Origin of the sequence: Roseburia zhanii, from assembly GCF_014287635.1 — a bacterium.
In the GTDB taxonomy this organism is placed as follows: domain Bacteria; phylum Bacillota; class Clostridia; order Lachnospirales; family Lachnospiraceae; genus Roseburia_B; species Roseburia_B zhanii.
The window spans coordinates 101,819-121,992 of record NZ_JACOPH010000007.1 but is presented as its reverse complement, the minus strand read 5'-3'; the positions used below and the strand labels follow the sequence as shown (position 1 = coordinate 121,992).

The 20,174-nt window shown below is 41.5% G+C and carries 16 protein-coding genes and 1 pseudogene; all 17 read right to left on the bottom strand.

Annotation, left to right across the window (positions count from 1 at the left end; genetic code table 11):
• Positions 1–48: 48 nt before the first annotated feature.
• Positions 49–5,409 carry a S8 family serine peptidase gene (locus H8S17_RS09655; protein ID WP_186867163.1) on the bottom strand — a complete coding sequence of 1,787 codons (5,361 nt, stop codon included), beginning with the start codon at positions 5,407–5,409 and terminating at the stop codon, positions 49–51.
• A gap of 57 nt (positions 5,410–5,466) precedes the next feature.
• Entirely contained in the window at positions 5,467–6,123 is a 657-nt protein-coding gene (locus H8S17_RS09650; RefSeq protein WP_186867162.1) for a hypothetical protein, read from the bottom strand.
• A gap of 10 nt (positions 6,124–6,133) precedes the next feature.
• Complete coding sequence (locus H8S17_RS09645; RefSeq protein WP_186867161.1) at positions 6,134–6,604, bottom strand: hypothetical protein; 471 nt, start codon at positions 6,602–6,604, stop codon at positions 6,134–6,136.
• Between the two features lie 8 nt (positions 6,605–6,612).
• Positions 6,613–6,756, bottom strand: coding sequence for a hypothetical protein (locus H8S17_RS09640; RefSeq protein ID WP_178051769.1), 144 nt, complete (start codon positions 6,754–6,756; stop codon positions 6,613–6,615).
• A gap of 15 nt (positions 6,757–6,771) precedes the next feature.
• A complete protein-coding gene (locus tag H8S17_RS09635) occupies positions 6,772–6,981 on the bottom strand; it encodes a hypothetical protein (protein ID WP_186867160.1) in 210 nt (69 codons plus the stop codon).
• Positions 6,971–7,342, bottom strand: a complete 372-nt coding sequence (locus H8S17_RS09630) for a hypothetical protein (protein WP_186867159.1) — start codon at positions 7,340–7,342, stop codon at positions 6,971–6,973. Before H8S17_RS09630 ends, H8S17_RS09635 begins: the two co-directional genes overlap by 11 nt.
• 9 nt (positions 7,343–7,351) lie before the next feature.
• Complete coding sequence (locus tag H8S17_RS09625; protein ID WP_186867158.1) at positions 7,352–8,761, bottom strand: hypothetical protein; 1,410 nt, start codon at positions 8,759–8,761, stop codon at positions 7,352–7,354.
• Positions 8,748–9,878, bottom strand: coding sequence for an ATPase, T2SS/T4P/T4SS family (locus H8S17_RS09620; protein ID WP_186867157.1), 1,131 nt, complete (start codon positions 9,876–9,878; stop codon positions 8,748–8,750). The genes H8S17_RS09625 and H8S17_RS09620 overlap by 14 nt, the downstream gene beginning before the upstream one ends.
• Before the next feature lie 15 nt (positions 9,879–9,893).
• Complete coding sequence (locus tag H8S17_RS09615; RefSeq protein ID WP_178051764.1) at positions 9,894–10,082, bottom strand: hypothetical protein; 189 nt, start codon at positions 10,080–10,082, stop codon at positions 9,894–9,896.
• The gene (locus H8S17_RS09610) at positions 10,075–10,632 is read right to left on the bottom strand and encodes a hypothetical protein (protein WP_186867156.1); all 558 of its coding nucleotides are present in this window, start codon (positions 10,630–10,632) and stop codon (positions 10,075–10,077) included. The genes H8S17_RS09615 and H8S17_RS09610 overlap by 8 nt, the downstream gene beginning before the upstream one ends.
• Positions 10,633–11,044: 412 nt before the next feature.
• On the bottom strand, positions 11,045–12,298 hold the full coding sequence (locus H8S17_RS09605) for an ABC transporter permease (RefSeq protein WP_186867155.1): 1,254 nt from the start codon (positions 12,296–12,298) through the stop codon (positions 11,045–11,047).
• A 15-nt stretch (positions 12,299–12,313) separates the two neighbouring features.
• The gene (locus tag H8S17_RS09600; RefSeq protein ID WP_186867154.1) at positions 12,314–14,206 is read right to left on the bottom strand and encodes an efflux RND transporter periplasmic adaptor subunit; all 1,893 of its coding nucleotides are present in this window, start codon (positions 14,204–14,206) and stop codon (positions 12,314–12,316) included.
• A gap of 169 nt (positions 14,207–14,375) precedes the next feature.
• A pseudogene (locus tag H8S17_RS09595) lies at positions 14,376–15,041 on the bottom strand (ABC transporter ATP-binding protein); the annotation flags it as partial.
• The gene (locus H8S17_RS09590; protein ID WP_186867152.1) at positions 15,038–16,537 is read right to left on the bottom strand and encodes an efflux RND transporter periplasmic adaptor subunit; all 1,500 of its coding nucleotides are present in this window, start codon (positions 16,535–16,537) and stop codon (positions 15,038–15,040) included. The pseudogene H8S17_RS09595 and the gene H8S17_RS09590, both read right to left, overlap by 4 nt.
• A 139-nt stretch (positions 16,538–16,676) precedes the next feature.
• Positions 16,677–17,915 carry a serine hydroxymethyltransferase gene (glyA, locus tag H8S17_RS09585; RefSeq protein WP_178051758.1) on the bottom strand — a complete coding sequence of 413 codons (1,239 nt, stop codon included), beginning with the start codon at positions 17,913–17,915 and terminating at the stop codon, positions 16,677–16,679.
• 330 nt (positions 17,916–18,245) lie between these two features.
• Entirely contained in the window at positions 18,246–18,620 is a 375-nt protein-coding gene (locus tag H8S17_RS09580) for a TIGR04086 family membrane protein (RefSeq protein WP_178051757.1), read from the bottom strand.
• Positions 18,621–18,688: 68 nt separating this feature from the next.
• Positions 18,689–20,080 carry an asparagine--tRNA ligase gene (gene asnS, locus H8S17_RS09575; protein WP_186867151.1) on the bottom strand — a complete coding sequence of 464 codons (1,392 nt, stop codon included), beginning with the start codon at positions 20,078–20,080 and terminating at the stop codon, positions 18,689–18,691.
• Positions 20,081–20,174 lie beyond the last annotated feature (94 nt).

Genomic DNA, 20,174 nt, shown 5'->3' with positions numbered 1-20,174 from the left:
TTTACCGGTCTGTATCATTTTTAATTATGATACAGATATCCTCCTGTTTTACTGTACACGGCAGTGTCCGAAAGTCGTAAGGAATCCTTCCTGACTTCCAAACAGTCCGTTTGCATCTATATATTCCTGTACTGCCAGCACTTCCTCATGCGTAAACCTCCATACCTGTTCCATATGCTTCCATGTCCCGCTTCCCGGTTTCTTCACCGGTTTTACTCCAAGTGCCTGCTGTAACGGACTGACGGTCGTATACTCTTCACCTATCTTGCTGTTGTTCAATACTTCGGCAAGTGTTTCTGCATACTCCCCGCTCCTCCAGATGGAGTTTTCCTCTAAGGTATCTTCATGCTCCTTTGATATGAAACGCACATATCCCGGTTCATACGGCTGTGGTGTCGTATCTGCAAGGTGGACCATGACCATCTTTTCTGTCACATTCCCAACGGCATCTTCGGCATGGTAAGTGATGCTCATTGCCATATCTGATCCTGCTCCTAAAAATTCGCTTGCCTGATAATCAAGGACTTTAAATGCTGTCCCGTTCACACTGTCTGTCCCGTGTTTTAAGATCCCTTTGGTATTGGATGTGCTCTTTAATTCTTCATCGGTTGCCACTGCATATCCCAGCAGATACTCCTCTGTGATGCGTCCTTCCTGTGCATAGGAGAGTGGCAGATAGATATCGCTGGCTGTGATCTGCGGGTATTCATCCCAGATCGCATACATGTTGACATACGGCATTTTCGTCACTTCTGCAAGATACCCTTTGACTGCATCGGCAAACAGGGCATTCTCATGGCTTTCGCCTTTTCCGCCCGCGATCAGATCATGGGTACTCATGTGTGGTGCGTTCGAAGTACCATATTCTTCTGCCGGATTTCCAAAGGTCAGACCTTTTCCAGTTTCCATCTGTGAAACCTTTGCTGCCTCAGATATCAGCTCAGAATTACTTTTTTCCTTATCTTCTAATGCATACTGTAGATTTTCATCCTGCATTTTCTTTTCATCATACATACTCCATCCCTGAAAACTATACGGTACTGTTTCCATGTATGGGTTTCCATCCTCATCTACATCATTGCCTGTTGCGATATCAATCGTTGGTCTTTCCACTGTTTTTATAAAATAGTCTACATCGTTTTCCAGTACTTCGATGGCCTCCTTATCATTTTTGGAAAACAGGTAATCCTCTGTCACATCCTCCACCTTATCCAGATAGTCATTTCCCTCTGTCTGTTCATTTCCCATATAAGTCACCATAAAACTGGTATCCCACTGTGCATAGAGGATGATATCCTTTTCCTCCGTCACATGATAAGTATCCTTTTCTTCGCTCAGGACAATCTCATCCTCGCTGGTTATCTCCGGTGTCAGGCTGTATCCCATCAGACGATAGATGGGTTTAAATGTTTCATTTGCAATGGAAACTGTCTCATATTTAATTGTGATATCTTTTCCCTTCTGTTTCCACTTGATCTCCGGTCCCGTAACCGGATTAGGGATCACATTTCCATCGTTGTCATGGCTTAAGATCTCCATGTCCTTATCGGTAAGGTTTAAGTCATACTGGATGGCATACATATCTTCCCATGCAGCATAGACTGTTGCATCAGATGTAAAATACCTGTAGTTTCCTTTCCCTGCCATGTCTGCGACCAGTGTACCATCAGGCTTTACCATCTGATCACCAAATGAATTCTTTTTTGTATAATATCCCAAAAAGAACTGTTTCCGCTGCTTCTTTAACAGTGTATCATCTGTTACTGTTTTTTCCGGAATATTGATTCTGCCATCCGGAAAAACCAAGATTCCTGTTTCATCCTGATAATAATCCTCAGTATATTTTTCATACACCGCTGGTGTATCCTTATCACTTTTATCTGCCCCTTGATTATCCAGTGTGATCTTATAAACATGTGGCTCCCAGATAGCATATAGCGTGATCGTTTCTCCATTTGTCGTTGACAGATCCTTACTTATTTTTGCCCCATCCTTCTTATATAGATTATGGTCATTTTTACCTTGACTCCAGTCCATAAAATCATAGCCAGTCTTCTTAAATCCATTCTTATTCAATGTAAATGTCTTCCCAACACATATATTTGTATGCCCTGCCGTAGATCCGCTGGTTGCACCGTTCCCATCAAATACCACATGGTAACGCTTTCTTGGGATATCCATCCTGATCGAATTTGCGGATACACTTACCATATAGCTTTCCACTGCATTCGATGCTGCCATAAATTCATTTCGCTGCATATCTGCAATCCATTTTTCCGTTCCACATTCCCCGATCAGTTCTCCCGGCAGACAATACTTGTTGTCCGCAGCTGTATAGTCTGCCGGATAATTTCCGTCCGTATCCATCAGACGGTAGCCTATATACTGATAATACTGAAAATCTTTCTGCCATGTTTCCCCATTGACATCCTTTCCTCTCCCACATTCTGCATCCGAACGTGTACATTCCTGATAACGCATTCCGTTTTCCACACCATTATTCTCCTGATAACGGTAAGTATAGGCATGAGCAAGCTGTGTGATGCTCTTTGTATCTGTTTCTGTTCTGGTAACCGCCCCACAGTTTTTACATGTTTTATAATGCGTACGGTATTTGCTTCCTGCCTGACTGCAGGTAACATTCTGTGTCACTGCATAATCACTCCAGCTGCTCCATTCTGATTCTCCATATTCTGTGATTTTAACAGTATAAACCTGTTTTCCTTTATCCTTTTTGTCCATCTCAAGATCTCCATATCCTATGGCAAGGTGGATCATTGTACTTTCTGCACTGCAGGTATTTTTTCCATAGTCTGTCACACCGCCTGACCATGTGCCGGCTATGCCATTTCCTAACAGGTCTGCCACGTTCTTGGCTCGCATATAGCCTGTTGCCTTGCTGTGTACCGGTTTTAAAACCTTGATCCCATTTAGATTGAGCTGTCCTATGGTATTGGCATGTCCATTGTCATCTACAAAAGTTTTCACGCCTTCGATCGTCATAGATGAAAAATCAATGGCTCCTGCATTTGTGGCACTCACGCTGACTTGTGGGTTGGTAAACGGATTTCCGCCGGAACCTCCATAAAACTTGACCTTAATATAGGCATTTGTCCCATTTTTACTGGTATCAAGGGCAGCTGTATAAAACTTGTTATCACGGATATACATATAATACGTCCCGCCTAATACATGCCCTGATATATCTTTCTGGATGTAGTATTCTGAAAAATCCTGACTGTACAGATACTCATATAAAGTCCCTGTTTCCCTGCTTACGGTCTTTTCCTCTGCCGGATCATATGCAATATTTGTGCTCTGATGTGTCAACAGGGTATCCCTTACTAAAAGCTCTGCCTTTTCTGCTTCTGTAAGTTGATCTAAAAAATAGCGGATCAGCATATTATCTGTACCGGCAAGTACTAAATTGAACGCTTCATCACTCATATTTTTCCAGTCACAGTTTAAAAGTTCATCGGTAAGTCCTTTCCATTCTTCCTCTGCATTTCCATTGATGCGGTCTGCATATATAGCTCCGATTCCATAGACATCATCCCTTCCGGTATCCCCGAGATCCTTTGCCTGTGCATTTAAGGATTCTATGACCGCATCATAGCCTGCACCCATGTCCTTAAGACATTCTTCTGCAATGACTGCAGAAACAATGGCTGCCGATACGGATGTACCGGATATGTTTTCTTCCTCTCCATCTAATGTTTTCGCATTGACGGAACCGTATGCACAGTAGTCCACCGTACTTCCATGGTTTGAATAAGCATCTGCCTCATCCTTTTCATTGATTGCAGACACAACAACTGCATCCGGCACATTTGCAGGCACGTAATCTGCCGTATCACCGCCATAATTTCCTGCGGCTGTGACCACAAAAATGCCCTGTTCCTTTAACCTTGTGATCTCCTCTGCCACAAGGCTGCCGTCCGCCGGTCTGTATGCACTCATGCTGATATTTACTACAGATGCTCCGTAATACAAAGCTTCTTCCATGCCAAGGTAAAGACGCAGGGAGGAACTCCGTCCATTTTCATCTGCCACTTTTACCGGAAATACACAGATATCCTCCCCTGTCGCAGTAAGGACAATATCTGCCACTGACGTTCCATGTCCGTTACCATCCTGTGCGTTCCCGCTGCCTGAAACATCCACACCACATTCCACCCGTTCTGACGATGCTCCTGCAAAGTCATATCCGGTATCAAGGACTGCGACTGTGACGGCATGTTTTTCCTCGATCTGCTGCTGTGTGGCTCTTATGATACGGTGCTTTTCCTGCCCTGCTGTGTTCAGATTCGCAGCAGTTTCTGCTGTTGCTGACTTTTCTGTTACGTTTTCTATCGTTACCGTTTTGTCCGTTACCGTATCTTCTGATCCCGACTTATCTGTCTGCCCATCTTCCACATCTGTCAATGAACTCCCATCAACAGCATCTGGTGCTGGTTCTTCCACCTGTGTTTCTGCCCCCTCACCAACTGACTCTTTTTCTGATGATTCTTCCAGTATTCTCTCCGGCTTCTGTTCCTGCGTTTTCTGTATTCCTCCGGTACTGCCATCCTCACTTTCCCCGACAATATCTGACACTTCTTCCGATGTCTGTTCTTCTTCCTTTTTCCGTTCTTCTCCTGCGTTATCCGCAGTTTCTCCTATCTCATCCTCTGTATCTGCCAAACTGCCATCGCCTGCTGCTGTTGCCGCTGCAAGCACGCTATCCGGCTCCACTGTCAGATATGGGATTGTCTGTAAAGATTCATATGCCGACTTTGTTTCTTCTTCTGTGGCGTATGTCAGGATAAACAGCTGTCCATATCCCTGTATGATGCTTTCTGCCCCATGGGGATCAAACCCCTGTGGGCTCTTTACGATCAGACGCTTATTCTGGAATGGATCGACAAGCTGTGCCGTCTGTTCTTCCCCGTTTGCGACTGCCGTTGCCGAATCTTTTGTAAAGGTACAGGCAGATGCCAGATCATCACTGCTGCTCACTTCCCCGACTGCCTGTACAAACGATGCCAGATCTCCTACCTCGATCACGTAAGGAGAGGTATCCTCCTGTTCCTTTACTTCCTCTGCAGCCGGAACCTCTCCTCTTTTATTTTCTCCTTTTAAAACCTCATCACTCAATGCCTGCCAGTCTGTTCCATGATCCCTTTTTATAAGGTCATCGGTACGATCTAAACCAAGTGCTGTTTCTGGTTCTTCTGTCTGCACCAGACTCATATCTGCTTCCATATTCCCCTTTATATCTTCCCCATGTATACCAACATCGAAAACCGTATTTCGTCCTGCTGCATAAACCATACTACTTCCTGCTTGTCCGTCCATAAATATGACTGCGGCTAAAACACAGGCAAAACATTTCTTTACATATTGCCCTATCAATCTATTATATTTCATAGTGCCCTCCATATTTTTGTACTCTGGAAATCTTCTTAAAATGAATCCAGCCAACCACTATTCAAACACCGCCACCAGCCTCGTATCTTCTCCCACTGTATAAGGAAGCCCTCCCGAAGCAAGCACTGTTTTCGTAACATTTCCATCTGCACAGACCACCGTTGTTCCCCCTGCGATTCCACTTCCGCCTATTACAAACTGCCAGCCTGCAAACTTTCTCCCATTCTGCTTTGGTACCGCCGGTATACTGCATACTTCCCCTTCTGTCAGTTCATATTTTTTGTACACCACTCCATCGGAAAGATAGAATTCCACCTGATGTTTTACCGCTTCTTTTTCTTCTTCCTTTTCAAAGATCACGGTTCTGACTTCGGATACATTTCCCCGACTGCCGTTCGGATGGGTATAATGTTCTGTCACCTCAATGGAAAGGATTCCTTTTTCCTCATCTGCATTTAAAACTGCTACTTCTACTTCCGAAGTGCTGTTCATCTGTATCAGCAGGCTCTCTAAAAAATCTGCAACTAATTCCTCTTTTGTTTCCACTGTATATATTTTTGTTTCCATTACAGTTGACATGGCAGCATCAATTGCTTCTCCCAATGCATGATCTGTTTCTGTCTGCCGTAAGGTTCTCCCATGGATCGTCATAAAAAGGACTGCAAGAAATGTCAGGACCAGCATACAGACTACCCCAAATACTGTCTGTTTCATCCTTCATCTCCTATCTGCATACTACTGGGATCGTAAAAATGTTTCGGGCAGCCTTCCCCTCTCTGTCAGTTGCCTGCACCCATATACGGTAATTTCCCTGTTGCATAAAATTGATTGTTCCGTTCATTACTTTCTGTTCCCCCACTCTAGAACCCTTGATCTCTAAAATCTTAAGTTCTGCCTCATTTCCATCTGCATCTTCTCCTAAAAAAAGATCTTGTATCGCATAACTTTTTCCTGTTACTACTTTTATATTCTGAAATGTGATCACCGGATTTGCCCGTTTTATGACCTCTGCTGTTTCTTTTGCATCTGCATAATCTGTATAATCTTTTTGTTCTAATACTGCCATTTTCTGCGAAATTTGCATCAGCCCATGCGTTCCCCCTGCATCTGCCTGCCAAAAGATATATACAAACAATAGTAATCCAGCCACTACGGTTATGGCGGCACTTCCATACTGCTGCATAACTTCTTTCATTTTTCACCTCAACATGCCATATTTCCCAATACAAACAATACTTTTCCCAAAGATTCCCCTACAAAGATCAGCCTGACTGCCAATCCAATGATCAAAAGTCCAAATGGTACTCCGATCAGCATACTTCCATATTCCTCCATAATCTCATTCATATTTTTTCTCCTCTCCTAAAATGCTGATATAACTGCCAATAAATTACCTAATGCTGCAAGCAGCACAGTTCCCATCATGGCATACAAAACTGCCATACCATATTCTTCTATGATATTCTGCATATCCAGTTCTCCTTCTATTGATACATACTTCTCATTACAGCCTGCCATTGCCACTTTGCATATACGTTGCAATGTTCCATTGAAACATCCTTTATCTCGCATATCCCCGCACCTGATGCTCTGTGACTGCATTTAAAAATCCGATACGGTACGGATAGGTCAGTTTCACTTCTGCCATAACCACATCTGTTGTGTCTGATACATTGTCCGTTGTATAGACTGCCGTCTGCTTTTCGGGTGTATATGTCGTGATCTCCACTTCATATCCGCTTTCTTTTGCCTGTCTGATGCAGGCTTCCATGACTTTGGCATTATAATTGCTGTTTTCTAACTCTGCAATTATGTCTGCTTTATAATCCAGGGCATTTGCAACATCTGTCTGTGCCGATAATATCCCAATGCCCAAAAGCAGCATGGAAAGCAGGAAAAATACTCCCATAAAAGATTTTATCACCTGACTCATGCCATCCTCCTATCCATGTATTCCGCCAAAAAAGGCAAATAAGATCAATGTCATATCCACAACCATTTTCAATGCGCCTAATAATGCAGGAAGTAAAAACAAAAGATACATCTTCCCTAATTTATCCTTATTTGCCATTTCTTCCGCATCTTTTTTCCATTGTGCATTTCTTGTCAGTATTTCTTCAATCTGTACTCCTGCATCGGAACCGCCGCCGTCGGATAATGAATAGAGCATTCCCATTGCCGATGCGGTTTCCGGTATGCTAAACTCCTGCAAGAACTCCGAATATGGCAGGTTTGATTCGGGTGTAACTGCAATACGTTCCACTAAAAGTTCTAATTCACTTTTTAAGATCAACGGAGCATAAGGAATACTTTTTTGAATGGAATTAGCCACATTTTCTGTCTGCAAAAGCAGGGACACTTCCATCAGCCAGTCCGGAAATACTTTACGGATCTCACGTATCACCGATCTTTTTGCTAATGCATAATCGATACGATGCTGAAATAACAGGAATATCCCAATCGGTATCAATATCAGTGCCATCCCCCACATATCTAAGATCATACAGATACCTGAAGCTGCCAGTACCGGTGCTGCCCATAGAAAACTTTTTCTTCGTGCTTTTTTGAAATCATAATTTACGACTTTCTGGTATGTTTTCACTGCACCGATCTCCTGTCCTTTTTCATCATCTGACAGCCAGTCCCTTGTAAAATAAGTTTCTGTATATAGATAGATCCCCATGACTGCTAACAGCATCAGCATCGTAGTAATCTGGTATATCAGTTGTTCTGTTACGCTGATCTGCTGCAGGGAAGTCTGACAAAGCAGGGGAGTCATCAGACAGAGTGATGCGGACAACATGATCGCTGCCGTAATATTTCTTTTCTGCATCTGACAATGTCTGCGGTAAGATAAGGTTTCTTTTTCCCACATATCCCTGTCTTTTAACAGAATACGGATAGATGCCTCGCAACTGCCCCCTATCTGCTCTGCTTTTAACATCAGTCTGTGCGCCGAAACCATCCGTCGTGTGGGATATTCTGTTTCAATGATTGTAAGTGCTTTTTCTGTGATTTTTTCTCCATCATACGTTTCCTGGATATAACCTGCCGCTTCATGTATGGTTTCCCCCATGCTGCCTGTCGGGAACAGTTTTTCCACATCTAATAATGCCGATAGGATCTTTCCGGATTTTCGGAATGAATACAGCATCTGTTCCAAATAAATATTGACATCTGAAAACCTTTTTTCCTCTGTTTTCTGTCTTTGCTTTCCCCTAAGCCACTTTGGAAATATAAAAAGTTCTGTTAAGATCAATATGAGTGCAAACGGAAGCTGCAGCCGGTACAAATATGCCAAAAGCACGCCCAGACCCAACAGCCCCATGCCATACAGGCTATTCTGTTTCATTGCCACCCCACCTCTCCTTCTCTTTGTTCCCCAACCGGTACTCTTTCTTTTTTGAATCAGACAGTCTGCCTAAAATCTTACACTCCATCGGCTGCATGATCCCTTCCCTGTAAAAACGGTCCACGATCTCCTCGGGTAAGGCAGCCTGCTGCAGTACTCCATCCTTTGCGATCAGTGCGATCCGGTTATCCATTTTTTTCCTATAGAAAAAACAGATCTGATCGATATAACGCCGGATCGTCCCATCTTTTAAATTCTCTTTCTTCCGAAGCAGGATACCTACATCTACATACGAATAAATATCATTGACCAACCGCTCTGCATCCATCTGATGTTCCATCATATTTAAAAGGCGGTCTGGGATTTTTCGTACATCATCGGTATGAAGTGTTGTAAATCCCTTGATTCCGGTAGACCAGCATTCAATCAATGACTTTGCCTCTTTTGACCGGACTTCGGATAACATCAGCCAGTTCGGATTTAATCTCAAGCAGGTCTTGATCGCTTTGGAATAATCTAATCTGGAATTTATTTTTAATTCGACACAGTCTTTTCCGGGATTGATCTGTCTGTAATGCCATTCGGGATTATCCTCGATCGTGATTACTTTCTCATTTGCCGGTATAAACTGTGAAAAAAATTTTGCACATTCTGTTTTTCCCGCTGCCGGTTCTCCACAAAAGACAAAATTCATTTTTGCTAAAACGCAATTTACCAGCAGCCCTAACATTTCCGCTGAACAATATTCTGCCGCCACCGCTTCATCCGGTGAAAAACGGACTGCCGGAAGGGATTTCCGTATCGAAAAAGATCTTCCAGAAACTGCAACTGACTCATGTACCATTGTGATCCTTAAGTTTTCCGTTTCTGCTTCTAAGACATTTTCCATCTGGTTAAAACTTCTGCTTACTTCATTTGCAACCCTTCCGCAAAACTGTTCTAAAAAAGATGTACTGATACTCTCTTTTGCCGTATCGATCTTACGCCGCCTGTTGTCTGTGGTAACGATCCAGAGATCTGTGCCGTTATAGTCCACATCTGTGATCTCCGGATTTACAATATATGGGTACAGTGGTCCAAATGCTTCTGCACTCAGCCTGATTCCCGTCTGTTCCAATCATATCTCCCCTTTCTATGGTGTTACCGTAAATCCTGCCGTCGTATTTGCCCTGTCATAGAAGTTCGTGATCAGCTCTGTAAATTTCTGATAGACAATACTGTTGCTGTCATTTCCAATGACTAAGGTAATAATGCCGATCACTGCTATGATTGCTAATACGGTAATAATTGTTGAACCATACTGTTTAAAAATTTCATCCATAATAAATTTCTCCTTTTCTGCTTGTACAGGTACATACTGCCTGTATCATCTGTTGTAGACATGCTGTAAATTCTACAGCTTCTAAACTTGTCTGTTTACCTTGCTGTTCCCTTACATACTGTAAGATTGTTTCATTTTCATATGCTTTTTGAAATCTTGGGCTGTAAGGAATGGTACAGATCCTTTCCTCTGCAATACGGTATGTCCTTGCTAATTTTGTTTTGTCATAAAATTTGTCCTGATAATATTTTCCGATTAGAAAAATGATGTTCTTTTGAACCATGGAATGTCTGAAATAGACAGTTTCTAATTCCTGATATGGAATTAACAGATTATAGACTAACAGATCACTTTTTCCGATGATTTCTTCTGCGTGTCTATTGTTTGTGCAGTCAGTAAATACCAGTTCTTCCGAAAATACAAAATCAGATTCTTCATCTTCTGTGATTTTTACATAACGATTCTGATATTGTAAAAAACCTGCTGCAACCGCTTTCATATTTGCACTTGTACCAACTTCAGGTGCAATGCCATAGAACGCTATATGCAACCACATTCCCCCTTTTATGCTGTTATAATGTTTGTATGTCTGGAATTTGTCTGAATAAAATAATTTGATAAAAAGATTTAAAAGATATATTTATAATACACTATAAATGTTTGATTGTAAAGACTTTTTTTAATTTTTATGCATTCGGTGTAACAGTTCGTTATTGTTCAGACGCAAGCTTGACACTGCGCTGTCAAGCTATGTGCCATAGTGTTAATTATTGTGTAATTACAGCCCTGCCTCGTAGAGGCATTTTTAATGGGCTGTAATCGTTGCTGGCCACACCGTTAGGTGTGAACAGTAACAACAGTTCAGACATAACCTGTATGACATATCAATCATGCATAAATATGTCCATACAGGTGATAAGCTAAATGCCATTTTATACGTAATATAAGCTGTAAACCACTTCTTATTCTCTCCGCAATGCTTCGATTGGATCTAAATTTGCTGCTTTATAAGACGGTAACATACCAAATACGATTCCAATGATCATGGAAAAGGCAACGGCTCCGATCGCTGCCGGAATACTGATTGCTACCGGTGTTTCACTAAATTTTGAGATCAATTCCGCTAAACCGATTCCGGATGCGACGCCTAATATTCCACCCATACTCGTGAGGACGGATGCTTCTGTTAAAAACTGTCCTAAAATATTAGACTTTTTCGCTCCGATAGCTTTCTTTAAACCAATTTCCTGTGTACGTTCTGTAACAGATACCAGCATAATGTTCATAACCCCGATACCACCTACGATCAGGGAAATACCGGCGATCCAGATCAACATATTGTTCGTAGATTCTCCTAGCTGTTGTATCTGTTTTGCCTGTTCTAATAAGTCTTCTGCTTTGTATTTGATCGTTTCGTCACTAACATTCAGGTAAGTATTTAAAATATTTGCACTTTCTTTTCCGGCATTTGTCATATCATCAGTACTTGTCACCTGGATAACTAAATTCTGCGGTTCATCATACTGATATACGATCGGCCATGTAGAATCCGGTATATAGATCTTTCCGGCACTATCCTGTGCATAGGTGTAATAATCATCGATACTATTAATGACCGGCTCAAATTCCTTGGATTTTGTTACTATTCCGATCACTGTATATGGCTCTTTATGGATCTCAATCGTCTTTCCTAACGGATCTTCTCCCTGAAACAATACATCTGCGGAATCAGAATCTAACAACGCTACTTTATGGTAGTCTTTGTAATCTTTTTCTGTAAATCCACGACCTTTCCGGATCATATAATTACAGGTATTAAAATAGTTCTGATCCACACCGATCACATAGCCGCCGGATAATGCTGTATTCAGATAATAAACACCGTCATAATCCTGTCTGGACAAATATAAGGATGCATTTTCCACATGATCGATATCTTTGATCTGACTTAACACATTCTGACTGATGACAGGAACACCATCCGGTACACCTTCATAACCCATTTCATATGTCCAGTCGCCCTGATACAAAGCTATCTCAACGGTATTATCACCTGAACCGATCAGATTTTCTTTGATCTGCTCATTTGTTCCCTTAATTGTTGAAACAATTGCAATAATTGCTGCAATACCAATAATGATACCAAGCATCGTTAAAAAGGAACGCATTTTATGAGACCAGATACCCTTAAACGATAATCGAATATTCTCTAACATTATATTCCTCCGCTGTTAATTTTCATCGGAATCTACTGCTTTGACACCTTCTTTAGCAGTTTTTCCATAAGGAAATGCAATCCTGTCATCATCTTTTAGTCCTGCCTTGATCTCAACCGCAGAACCATAGATCGTTTTGCCAGTCTGTACATACTGTTTTACCAGTCTGTCATCTTCTCCTGCTTTTAACACATAGGATTTGCCATTTTCTGTTCTGACATACGCTTTTTCTATATATAACGAATTTGCACTTTCCTCAGAATCTACCGGCATGATTGAAAGATCCACATAATCTCCATTGCTAAGTCCCGTGGATTCTTCCATATATGCAGTAAATGAATAATAGGAAACATTCGGATTGCCCTCACCATAATATCCGCCGCTGTTATCAGATGGATATTCAGAAATTTCCGTGATCTTTGCCGGATAAGTCTGTCCGTCACTCCATGAATTTGCAGAGATTTCCTGTCCGACTTCAATCTGGTCTAATAAAAGTTCACTGACCGCACCTTTGATATACAACCCCTCTGCACCTGAAATTTCCATAAAAGCAGATCCATCGGTCGGTGGGTTTTCTAAATCACCGATTGTAGTGACCACACCGTTGATCGTTGCAAGGATCGTTGCCTGATCTTTGGCTTTCTGAAGTTTTTCAAGTTCTAATTCCGCTGATTTCTTATCAATCTGAAGTTCTTTTAAATCGCTTTCCTTTTCAGCAAGATCTTTTTTCAATTCATCGACAGTCTTACCATCATCATCGTCATCATCCTGACTGCTGCCCGCCCCAGAACTGTTCGAACTTGAACTGCCTGAACTTCCCGAATTATCAGAATCGTCATCGTCGTCAGTATCACTATCGTCATCTTCATCCTCGGCTGCTACTTCGGTCGTGATCTGCTGCTGTGTTGCCACTTTCCATTTAGAATCTTCTGCAACTGTACTTCTTTCAGTTCCGTTGACTGTCCAACAGCTTAACAGTGTACCTTCATCCACACTGTTTCCACTCCAGATCTCAAATGCTGCTACCTGCTCATTTTTGACAAGCTGATTCAAATAAGAACCTAACACATAACATTCCTGTGTACAAAGAAACCGGTATGGTTTTTCCGGTGTTCCTTTTCCTTCATATGGTTCTGCATTTTTATCTATATAGTTATAAGCATCTCCATCACGCTGTTCTACTTCCATGATGATCACACTAGATCCTGCTGATGTAGTTGTCGTAGATGCTCCTTTTGCATTTGCCAGATGAAAATCATCTGTGCTGCTGATTGCACTGATGCCTTTTGCGGAATTGCTGCTTAAACTGCTCCCTTTCGTACTGCTTCCACTTCCACTACTGCCATTCGTGCCACTTCCGCTTGTTCCACTCGTACCGCTTCCGTTCGTTCCATTCGTACCGCTTCCACTGCTGCCATTCGTACCGCTTCCGCTTGTTCCACTCGTACCGCTTCCGCTCGTTCCGTTTCCTTGTGACTGGTTATTAGTCGTTGTTGAACTTCCGGGAATCCTTTTTTTTAATTCTGTAATATCCTTCTCTGCGATCTTAATGTCATTTTCTACTTTTTGCAGCTCCAGATTCTTCATATCAATCTGTAACTGCTCTTCTGTCGTGTCTAATACCAGCAGAGGATCTCCGATCTTTACTTTTGTACCCTCTTCTACCTTGACTTCTACAACTGACTTATCCTCTAAATAGACAGACTGCTCATAGTCATTTGTCACGTAGCCGGCACTTGTCATGGCATCACTCGAATATCCATAACTTAAGTTAGAAACATAAAACACCTGTGTCTGCGTATTTTCTTTCTGATAGGACTGGTATGCGTATGCACCACCGGCTGCTGCACCACCGATCAGCAGGAGTACTAACAGCACAACAAAAAATTTTTTAAGTTTCTTTTTCATCTGATGCCTCCTCTATTGTATCATCCTGATCATCTGTTTTTTTCTCTGCTTCTGCCTCTCCCACAGTTTTCTTTTCTAACGTCACTTTTTCTGTCTTGATTTCTTTTTCTTTGGTCTGCTCCATATTTTCATCGGTCTGTTCCATATTTTCATCGGTCTGTTCATTTCCATCTTTTGAGATCTCACCATCGATGATATGATAAACCTGCTTTGCATGTGCCGCAATATTCTTATCGTGTGTGATCATAACAATCGTCACACCCTCATCGTTTAACTTCTGGAACAGTTCCATGATCTGGGCACCGGACTTAGAATCTAAGGCACCGGTCGGTTCATCTGCTAATAGGATCTTCGGATTATTCACCATTGCCCTTGCGATCGCAACCCTCTGTTTCTGTCCACCGGATAACTGCGTTGGCATAAATAAGGCACGCTCCTCTAAACCGACTCTTGCTAATGCCTTTAAGGCACGTTCCTTACGTTCTTTCTTTTTGATACCTGCATAACTTAGCGGCAGAGAAACATTTTCCAATGCTGACTCTCTTGGCATCAGATGGAAACTCTGAAATACAAACCCGATGCTGTTTAAACGAACATCTGAAAGTTCCCTGTCTTTTAACTTTAACACATCTGTTCCAGCTAAATAAAACTCACCAGATGTTGGTCTGTCTAAACAACCGATAATATTCATCAGTGTTGTTTTACCGGAACCGGAAGGTCCCATGATCGCTACATATTCTCCTTCTTCTACCTGAAGGCTGATATCTTTTAATACCGGCACTACCAGCTTGTCCTGATTATAGTCCTTAAAAATATTTCTTAAATCCAGTATCATTCAGACACCTCCGCACCTGATAGATCTTCTACGCCAGCTTCTCTTGTATCCGGGATCACATCACTCATCATGCCCTCATCCGTCATGCCTTCGGTATCCCACATATATTCGGTATCATCCCACATAGACTCGGAATTGTCCCACATGGCTTCTGTGTCACCATCCTGATTATATAGATCAGAAGAATAATCTACTTCATCCATATCTGTAACAGTGATAATTCCTTCGTATAATCCTTCCATCGGCCATGCGATCAGATCATCTTCTGTCAGACCGGAAAGTATCTCATATTCATCTAGATCTGCATCATATGCACCTAATGTCACTGCACGTTTCTCTAACCTGCCATTGCCATTATCCGCCCATACAAATGCATTCTGCGCCGTTCCTGTTTCTGTACCTTCGGTCAGATCTTCCATTCCATAGGTTTCTGTACTCTCGGCAAGATCCTCAAAGGTACTCTCTGTACCTTCCATTAAATCTTCCATGCCGGCCGCTGTTTCTCCATCTTCCATCACGATATAGCTGCTGTAGAGCCAGATACCCTCTTTTTCTTCCATCTGACCATTATCTAATTCGATCAGGACATGCTGTCCTAACATCAGGCCATCTGCATTTTCTAACGTTACATAAAATGGATACCTGCTTGAAACAGCAGAAGAATCCTCAGAAGAATCTCCCGTATCTCCACTGTCAGAAGAACTTGATGGCTCTCCTGTTTCTATTTTATCGATCGTACCTTTCCATGTGATATTTTCATCAACTCTTGAACGAACGATTACATCCTCGCCAGCTGAGATCATACCTATGTTCTGTTCATTGACTGTTCCCTGTATACGGTATTCTCCTGTTGATAAAATGGTCATAAATACAGAAGATGAGGAGGTATCTCCTGCTTCCTGTGACTGTCCATCGTTAATACTTTTTACTACACCTGCAGCGGTACTTGTTACCTGTGAACTATCAATCTTTTTCTGGATCTTGTCCATTTCTAACTGTTTGCTGGACTTTTCAAATTCTGCCTGTTTGATCTGTGTCTGAATAGACTGGATCTGGGTTGTATATTCAAATTTATCTGCTTCTGCGGCATCTTTTTTCTCTTTTTCTAATTCTGAGATCTGCGTCTTATAATTAGAGATCTCGATATCCTGATTCTCTAATTCTAACTTTGCCTGTGAAAGATCCATATTCAGATCATCTGTATCATAATTAAATAATGGAGTTCCTTCTTCTACAGTATCTCCTACTTTAACTAAAACTTCTTTTACAGTACGATCGGAATCTGCATTGATTTCGACCGATTTCTGTGGTTGTACCACACCGGAATAGCGGTTTTGTGCACCGGTAGCCGTTCCCATGATCACCGATACTTTTTCGACATATACACGATCCTTGCTGTCATGTCTTCCATCTCCAAAAAAATACCAGATCACTGCGGCTGCAACTGCTGCGACCACGATCGCTCCAAATATAATCGCAAATTTCTTCTTATTCATTCCATCCTCCTAATTTATATATGCACCATCTCAACTCAATAAAAGATGGTTACGAATCACTAAAATATCCGTAACCATCTTATCACTAACTTTCTATAAATACAAATCTAATTTCTTAAATTTTTCTTAAACTATCCCATTATTTCAAAGGATACTTCTCTGTCAGGCTCTGAACGATTGCCTTTGCTTCTGTGGCTTTTGCTTCGCCCTCTTTGATCATCATTGCGATCGCTTCTGCGATCTGATCCATGTCCTCTGTATTTAACCCTCTTGAAGTAACTGCCGGCGTTCCGATACGGATACCGCTTGTTACAAACGGAGATTTCGGATCATTCGGGATCGTATTCTTATTACAGGTGATATTGACAGAATCTAACAGTTTTTCCACTTCTTTACCAGTCAGGTCATATGGTGTCAGATCCACTAACATCAGATGGTTATCTGTTCCATCTGATACGATCTTGATCCCTCTGTTCTGTAGACCTTTACATAATGCCTGTGCATTGGCAATGATGTTCTTCTGGTATTCTTTGAACTCAGGCTGTAATGCTTCTTTGAAGCAGACTGCTTTTGCTGCGATCACATGCATTAAAGGTCCACCCTGAATACCCGGGAAGATTGCTTTGTTGAAATTATATTTCTCAGCAGCTTCTTTATTACATAAGATCATACCACCTCTTGGTCCTCTAAGAGTCTTATGTGTCGTTGTCGTTACCACATCTGCATATGGGATTGGGCTTGGATGAAGACCTGCTGCAACTAAACCTGCAATATGTGCCATATCTACCATTAAAACTGCTCCACATGCATCTGCAATCTCACGGAATTTCTTGAAATCGATCGTTCTTGCATATGCACTTGCTCCTGCAATGATCATCTTTGGCTTACACTCCATTGCAATTTCCATTACTTTATCGTAATCGATATATCCTTCATCATTTACTCCGTAAGGTACGATATTAAAATAAGTACCGGAGAAATTCACAGGACTTCCATGTGTTAAATGTCCGCCATGATCTAAATTCATACCCATAACAGTATCACCCGGTTTTAAAATAGCAAACTGGACTGCCATATTTGCCTGTGCACCGGAATGTGGCTGTACATTTGCATAATCACATCCAAATAATTCTTTTGCACGTTCTCTTGCTAAATCTTCTACGACATCTACACATTCACATCCGCCATAATAACGTTTGCCCGGATATCCCTCTGCATATTTATTCGTCATAACACTTCCCATTGCAGACATAACTGCCGGACTTACCCAGTTTTCTGATGCGATCAGCTCAATGTGACTGCTCTGTCTGTCAAATTCTGCGGTGATCGCATCTGCAACTTCACGATCCACTGCCTGAATATCTTCTAACGTATACATATCCTATCGTCCTCCATTTGTTCCTCTATCGTTCTTTTATGTACTGCCGAAATTTTCTATACAAAGAATTTCGAGATAGATTTTTGATATACAATGACATTTTCGCAGTGCGTACACGGTGTGTACGACGAGAAAATGGAAGCAGTATATCGGAAATCCAGCCGAAATGATCTGTTTTAAGAAGATTTCGAGAATACATCTTTGACTCTGCGTCAATGCCTTTATTATAAATGACTTGTGTTTTCTTTTCAATGGATATTGCATAATTATTTTTCCTGTAACGTTCTGAACAGTAACTCTGTCATAGCAACGTTATCTGAACTGTTACCTCTAACTCACCATACCACCTGCCGTCGCTGATGCCGTGCAAAGTACAAATGTCGTAAACATATGCATTCCATCCCCTGTGATCCCTCTATGCAGGATGACCGATACGATAAATAAAATTGCAAAATAGACCACACCCATAAAAAATCCCCACAAGAATTTTTTGTTCTTTGTCCTCTTTCCGATCAAAAATCCACCAAGCAGTCCACTGATGATATAGACTGCGATCAGCCAGACTTTACAAACAATCTCTGATGTTTCCATTTTAAACAGGACAAATGCCAATAACAGCAGTAAAATGAATGTCACAAAATACATTAAAAATAAAATTTTTACAAAATCCATGATGATCGTACGTTGTTGTTTTATATCCGGCATAAAAAATACCCCCTCTGAAATCACTATATGATTTCGAGGGGGTAGATATGAATTCATTTTGTAATCAATTACAATTCACAATTACCAACAGTTCTTGGGAACGGAACAACATCACGGATATTTGACATACCCGTCAGATACATAACGCAGCGTTCAAATCCCAGTCCAAATCCTGCATGTCTTGCAGAACCATATTTACGGAGATCTAAGTAGAACTTATAATCTTCTTCATTCAGTCCGAGTTCTTTGATACGCTCTAACAGTTTATCATAATCATCTTCACGCTGGCTGCCGCCGATGATCTCACCGATTCCCGGTACTAAACAGTCAACTGCTGCAACGGTCTTGCCGTCTTCATTTAATTTCATGTAGAATGCTTTGATCTCCTTTGGATAATCGGTAACAAATACCGGACGTTTAAAGATTTCTTCGGTCAGATAACGTTCATGCTCTGTCTGTAGATCAGCGCCCCATGAAACTTTATAATCAAATTTATCATTATGCTTCTCTAAGATCTCGATCGCTTCTGTATAAGTCACGCGTGCAAATTCTGATTCTGCAACATGTGTCAGACGATCGATCAGTCCCTTATCTACAAAATTATTAAAGAACTGCATTTCTTCCGGTGCATTCTCTAATACATAGCGGATAATATATTTCAACATGCTCTCTGCTAAGATCATATCGTCATTTAGATCTGCAAATGCGATCTCCGGCTCGATCATCCAGAACTCTGCCGCATGGCGTGTCGTGTTGGAATTTTCAGCTCTGAATGTCGGACCGAATGTATAGATATTTTTAAATGCCATGGCATATGTTTCACCATTCAACTGTCCGCTTACGGTAAGGTTTGTGGATTTTCCGAAGAAATCTTTGGAAAAATCAACCTTTCCCTCTTCCGTTCTTGGCAGGTTGTCCATATCTAAGGTTGTTACCCTAAACATTTCTCCGGCACCTTCACAGTCACTTCCTGTGATCAGTGGGGTATGCACATATACGAAATCTCTCTCCTGAAAGAATTTGTGGATTGCATAAGCGATCAGGGAACGTACGCGGAATACTGCTTCAAATGTGTTCGTTCTCGGACGTAAATGGGAGATCGTACGCAGATATTCAAATGTATGACGTTTTTTCTGCAACGGATAATCCGGTGCGGATTCTCCCTCGATCACAACTTCTTCTGCCTGGATCTCAAACGGCTGTTTTGCCTGCGGAGTTGCAACTAATTTACCGGTTACGATCACTGCTGCACCAACATTTAATTTTTCTACGGCTGCAAAATTCTCTAATGCATCGTGGTACACGATCTGCAGCGGCTCAAAAAATGTTCCGTCATTTACAACAATGAATCCAAAATTTTTAGAGCTTCTGATGCTTCTTACCCATCCCCCGATGGTAACTGTCTGCTCTAAATACTGTTCTTTGTTTCGGTATAAATCCCGAATGTTTACAAGTTCCATTTTTCTAATCTCCTTTATATATACATCTTTATAAATTATGTTCTCACATACCCAAACAGTAAATGTTCAGATATAATGTACACAGTCATATCCA

Coding starts and splice junctions, on each gene's coding strand:
- H8S17_RS09655 (WP_186867163.1), bottom strand. CDS start 5,409: ATGAAATATAATAGATTGATAGGGCAATATGTAAAGAAATGTTTTGCC.
- H8S17_RS09650 (WP_186867162.1), bottom strand. CDS start 6,123: ATGAAACAGACAGTATTTGGGGTAGTCTGTATGCTGGTCCTGACATTT.
- H8S17_RS09645 (WP_186867161.1), bottom strand. CDS start 6,604: ATGAAAGAAGTTATGCAGCAGTATGGAAGTGCCGCCATAACCGTAGTG.
- H8S17_RS09640 (WP_178051769.1), bottom strand. CDS start 6,756: ATGAATGAGATTATGGAGGAATATGGAAGTATGCTGATCGGAGTACCA.
- H8S17_RS09635 (WP_186867160.1), bottom strand. CDS start 6,981: ATGCGAGATAAAGGATGTTTCAATGGAACATTGCAACGTATATGCAAA.
- H8S17_RS09630 (WP_186867159.1), bottom strand. CDS start 7,342: ATGAGTCAGGTGATAAAATCTTTTATGGGAGTATTTTTCCTGCTTTCC.
- H8S17_RS09625 (WP_186867158.1), bottom strand. CDS start 8,761: ATGAAACAGAATAGCCTGTATGGCATGGGGCTGTTGGGTCTGGGCGTG.
- H8S17_RS09615 (WP_178051764.1), bottom strand. CDS start 10,082: ATGGATGAAATTTTTAAACAGTATGGTTCAACAATTATTACCGTATTA.
- H8S17_RS09605 (WP_186867155.1), bottom strand. CDS start 12,298: ATGTTAGAGAATATTCGATTATCGTTTAAGGGTATCTGGTCTCATAAA.
- H8S17_RS09600 (WP_186867154.1), bottom strand. CDS start 14,206: ATGAAAAAGAAACTTAAAAAATTTTTTGTTGTGCTGTTAGTACTCCTG.
- H8S17_RS09590 (WP_186867152.1), bottom strand. CDS start 16,537: ATGAATAAGAAGAAATTTGCGATTATATTTGGAGCGATCGTGGTCGCA.
- glyA (WP_178051758.1), bottom strand. CDS start 17,915: ATGTATACGTTAGAAGATATTCAGGCAGTGGATCGTGAAGTTGCAGAT.
- H8S17_RS09580 (WP_178051757.1), bottom strand. CDS start 18,620: ATGCCGGATATAAAACAACAACGTACGATCATCATGGATTTTGTAAAA.
- asnS (WP_186867151.1), bottom strand. CDS start 20,080: ATGGAACTTGTAAACATTCGGGATTTATACCGAAACAAAGAACAGTAT.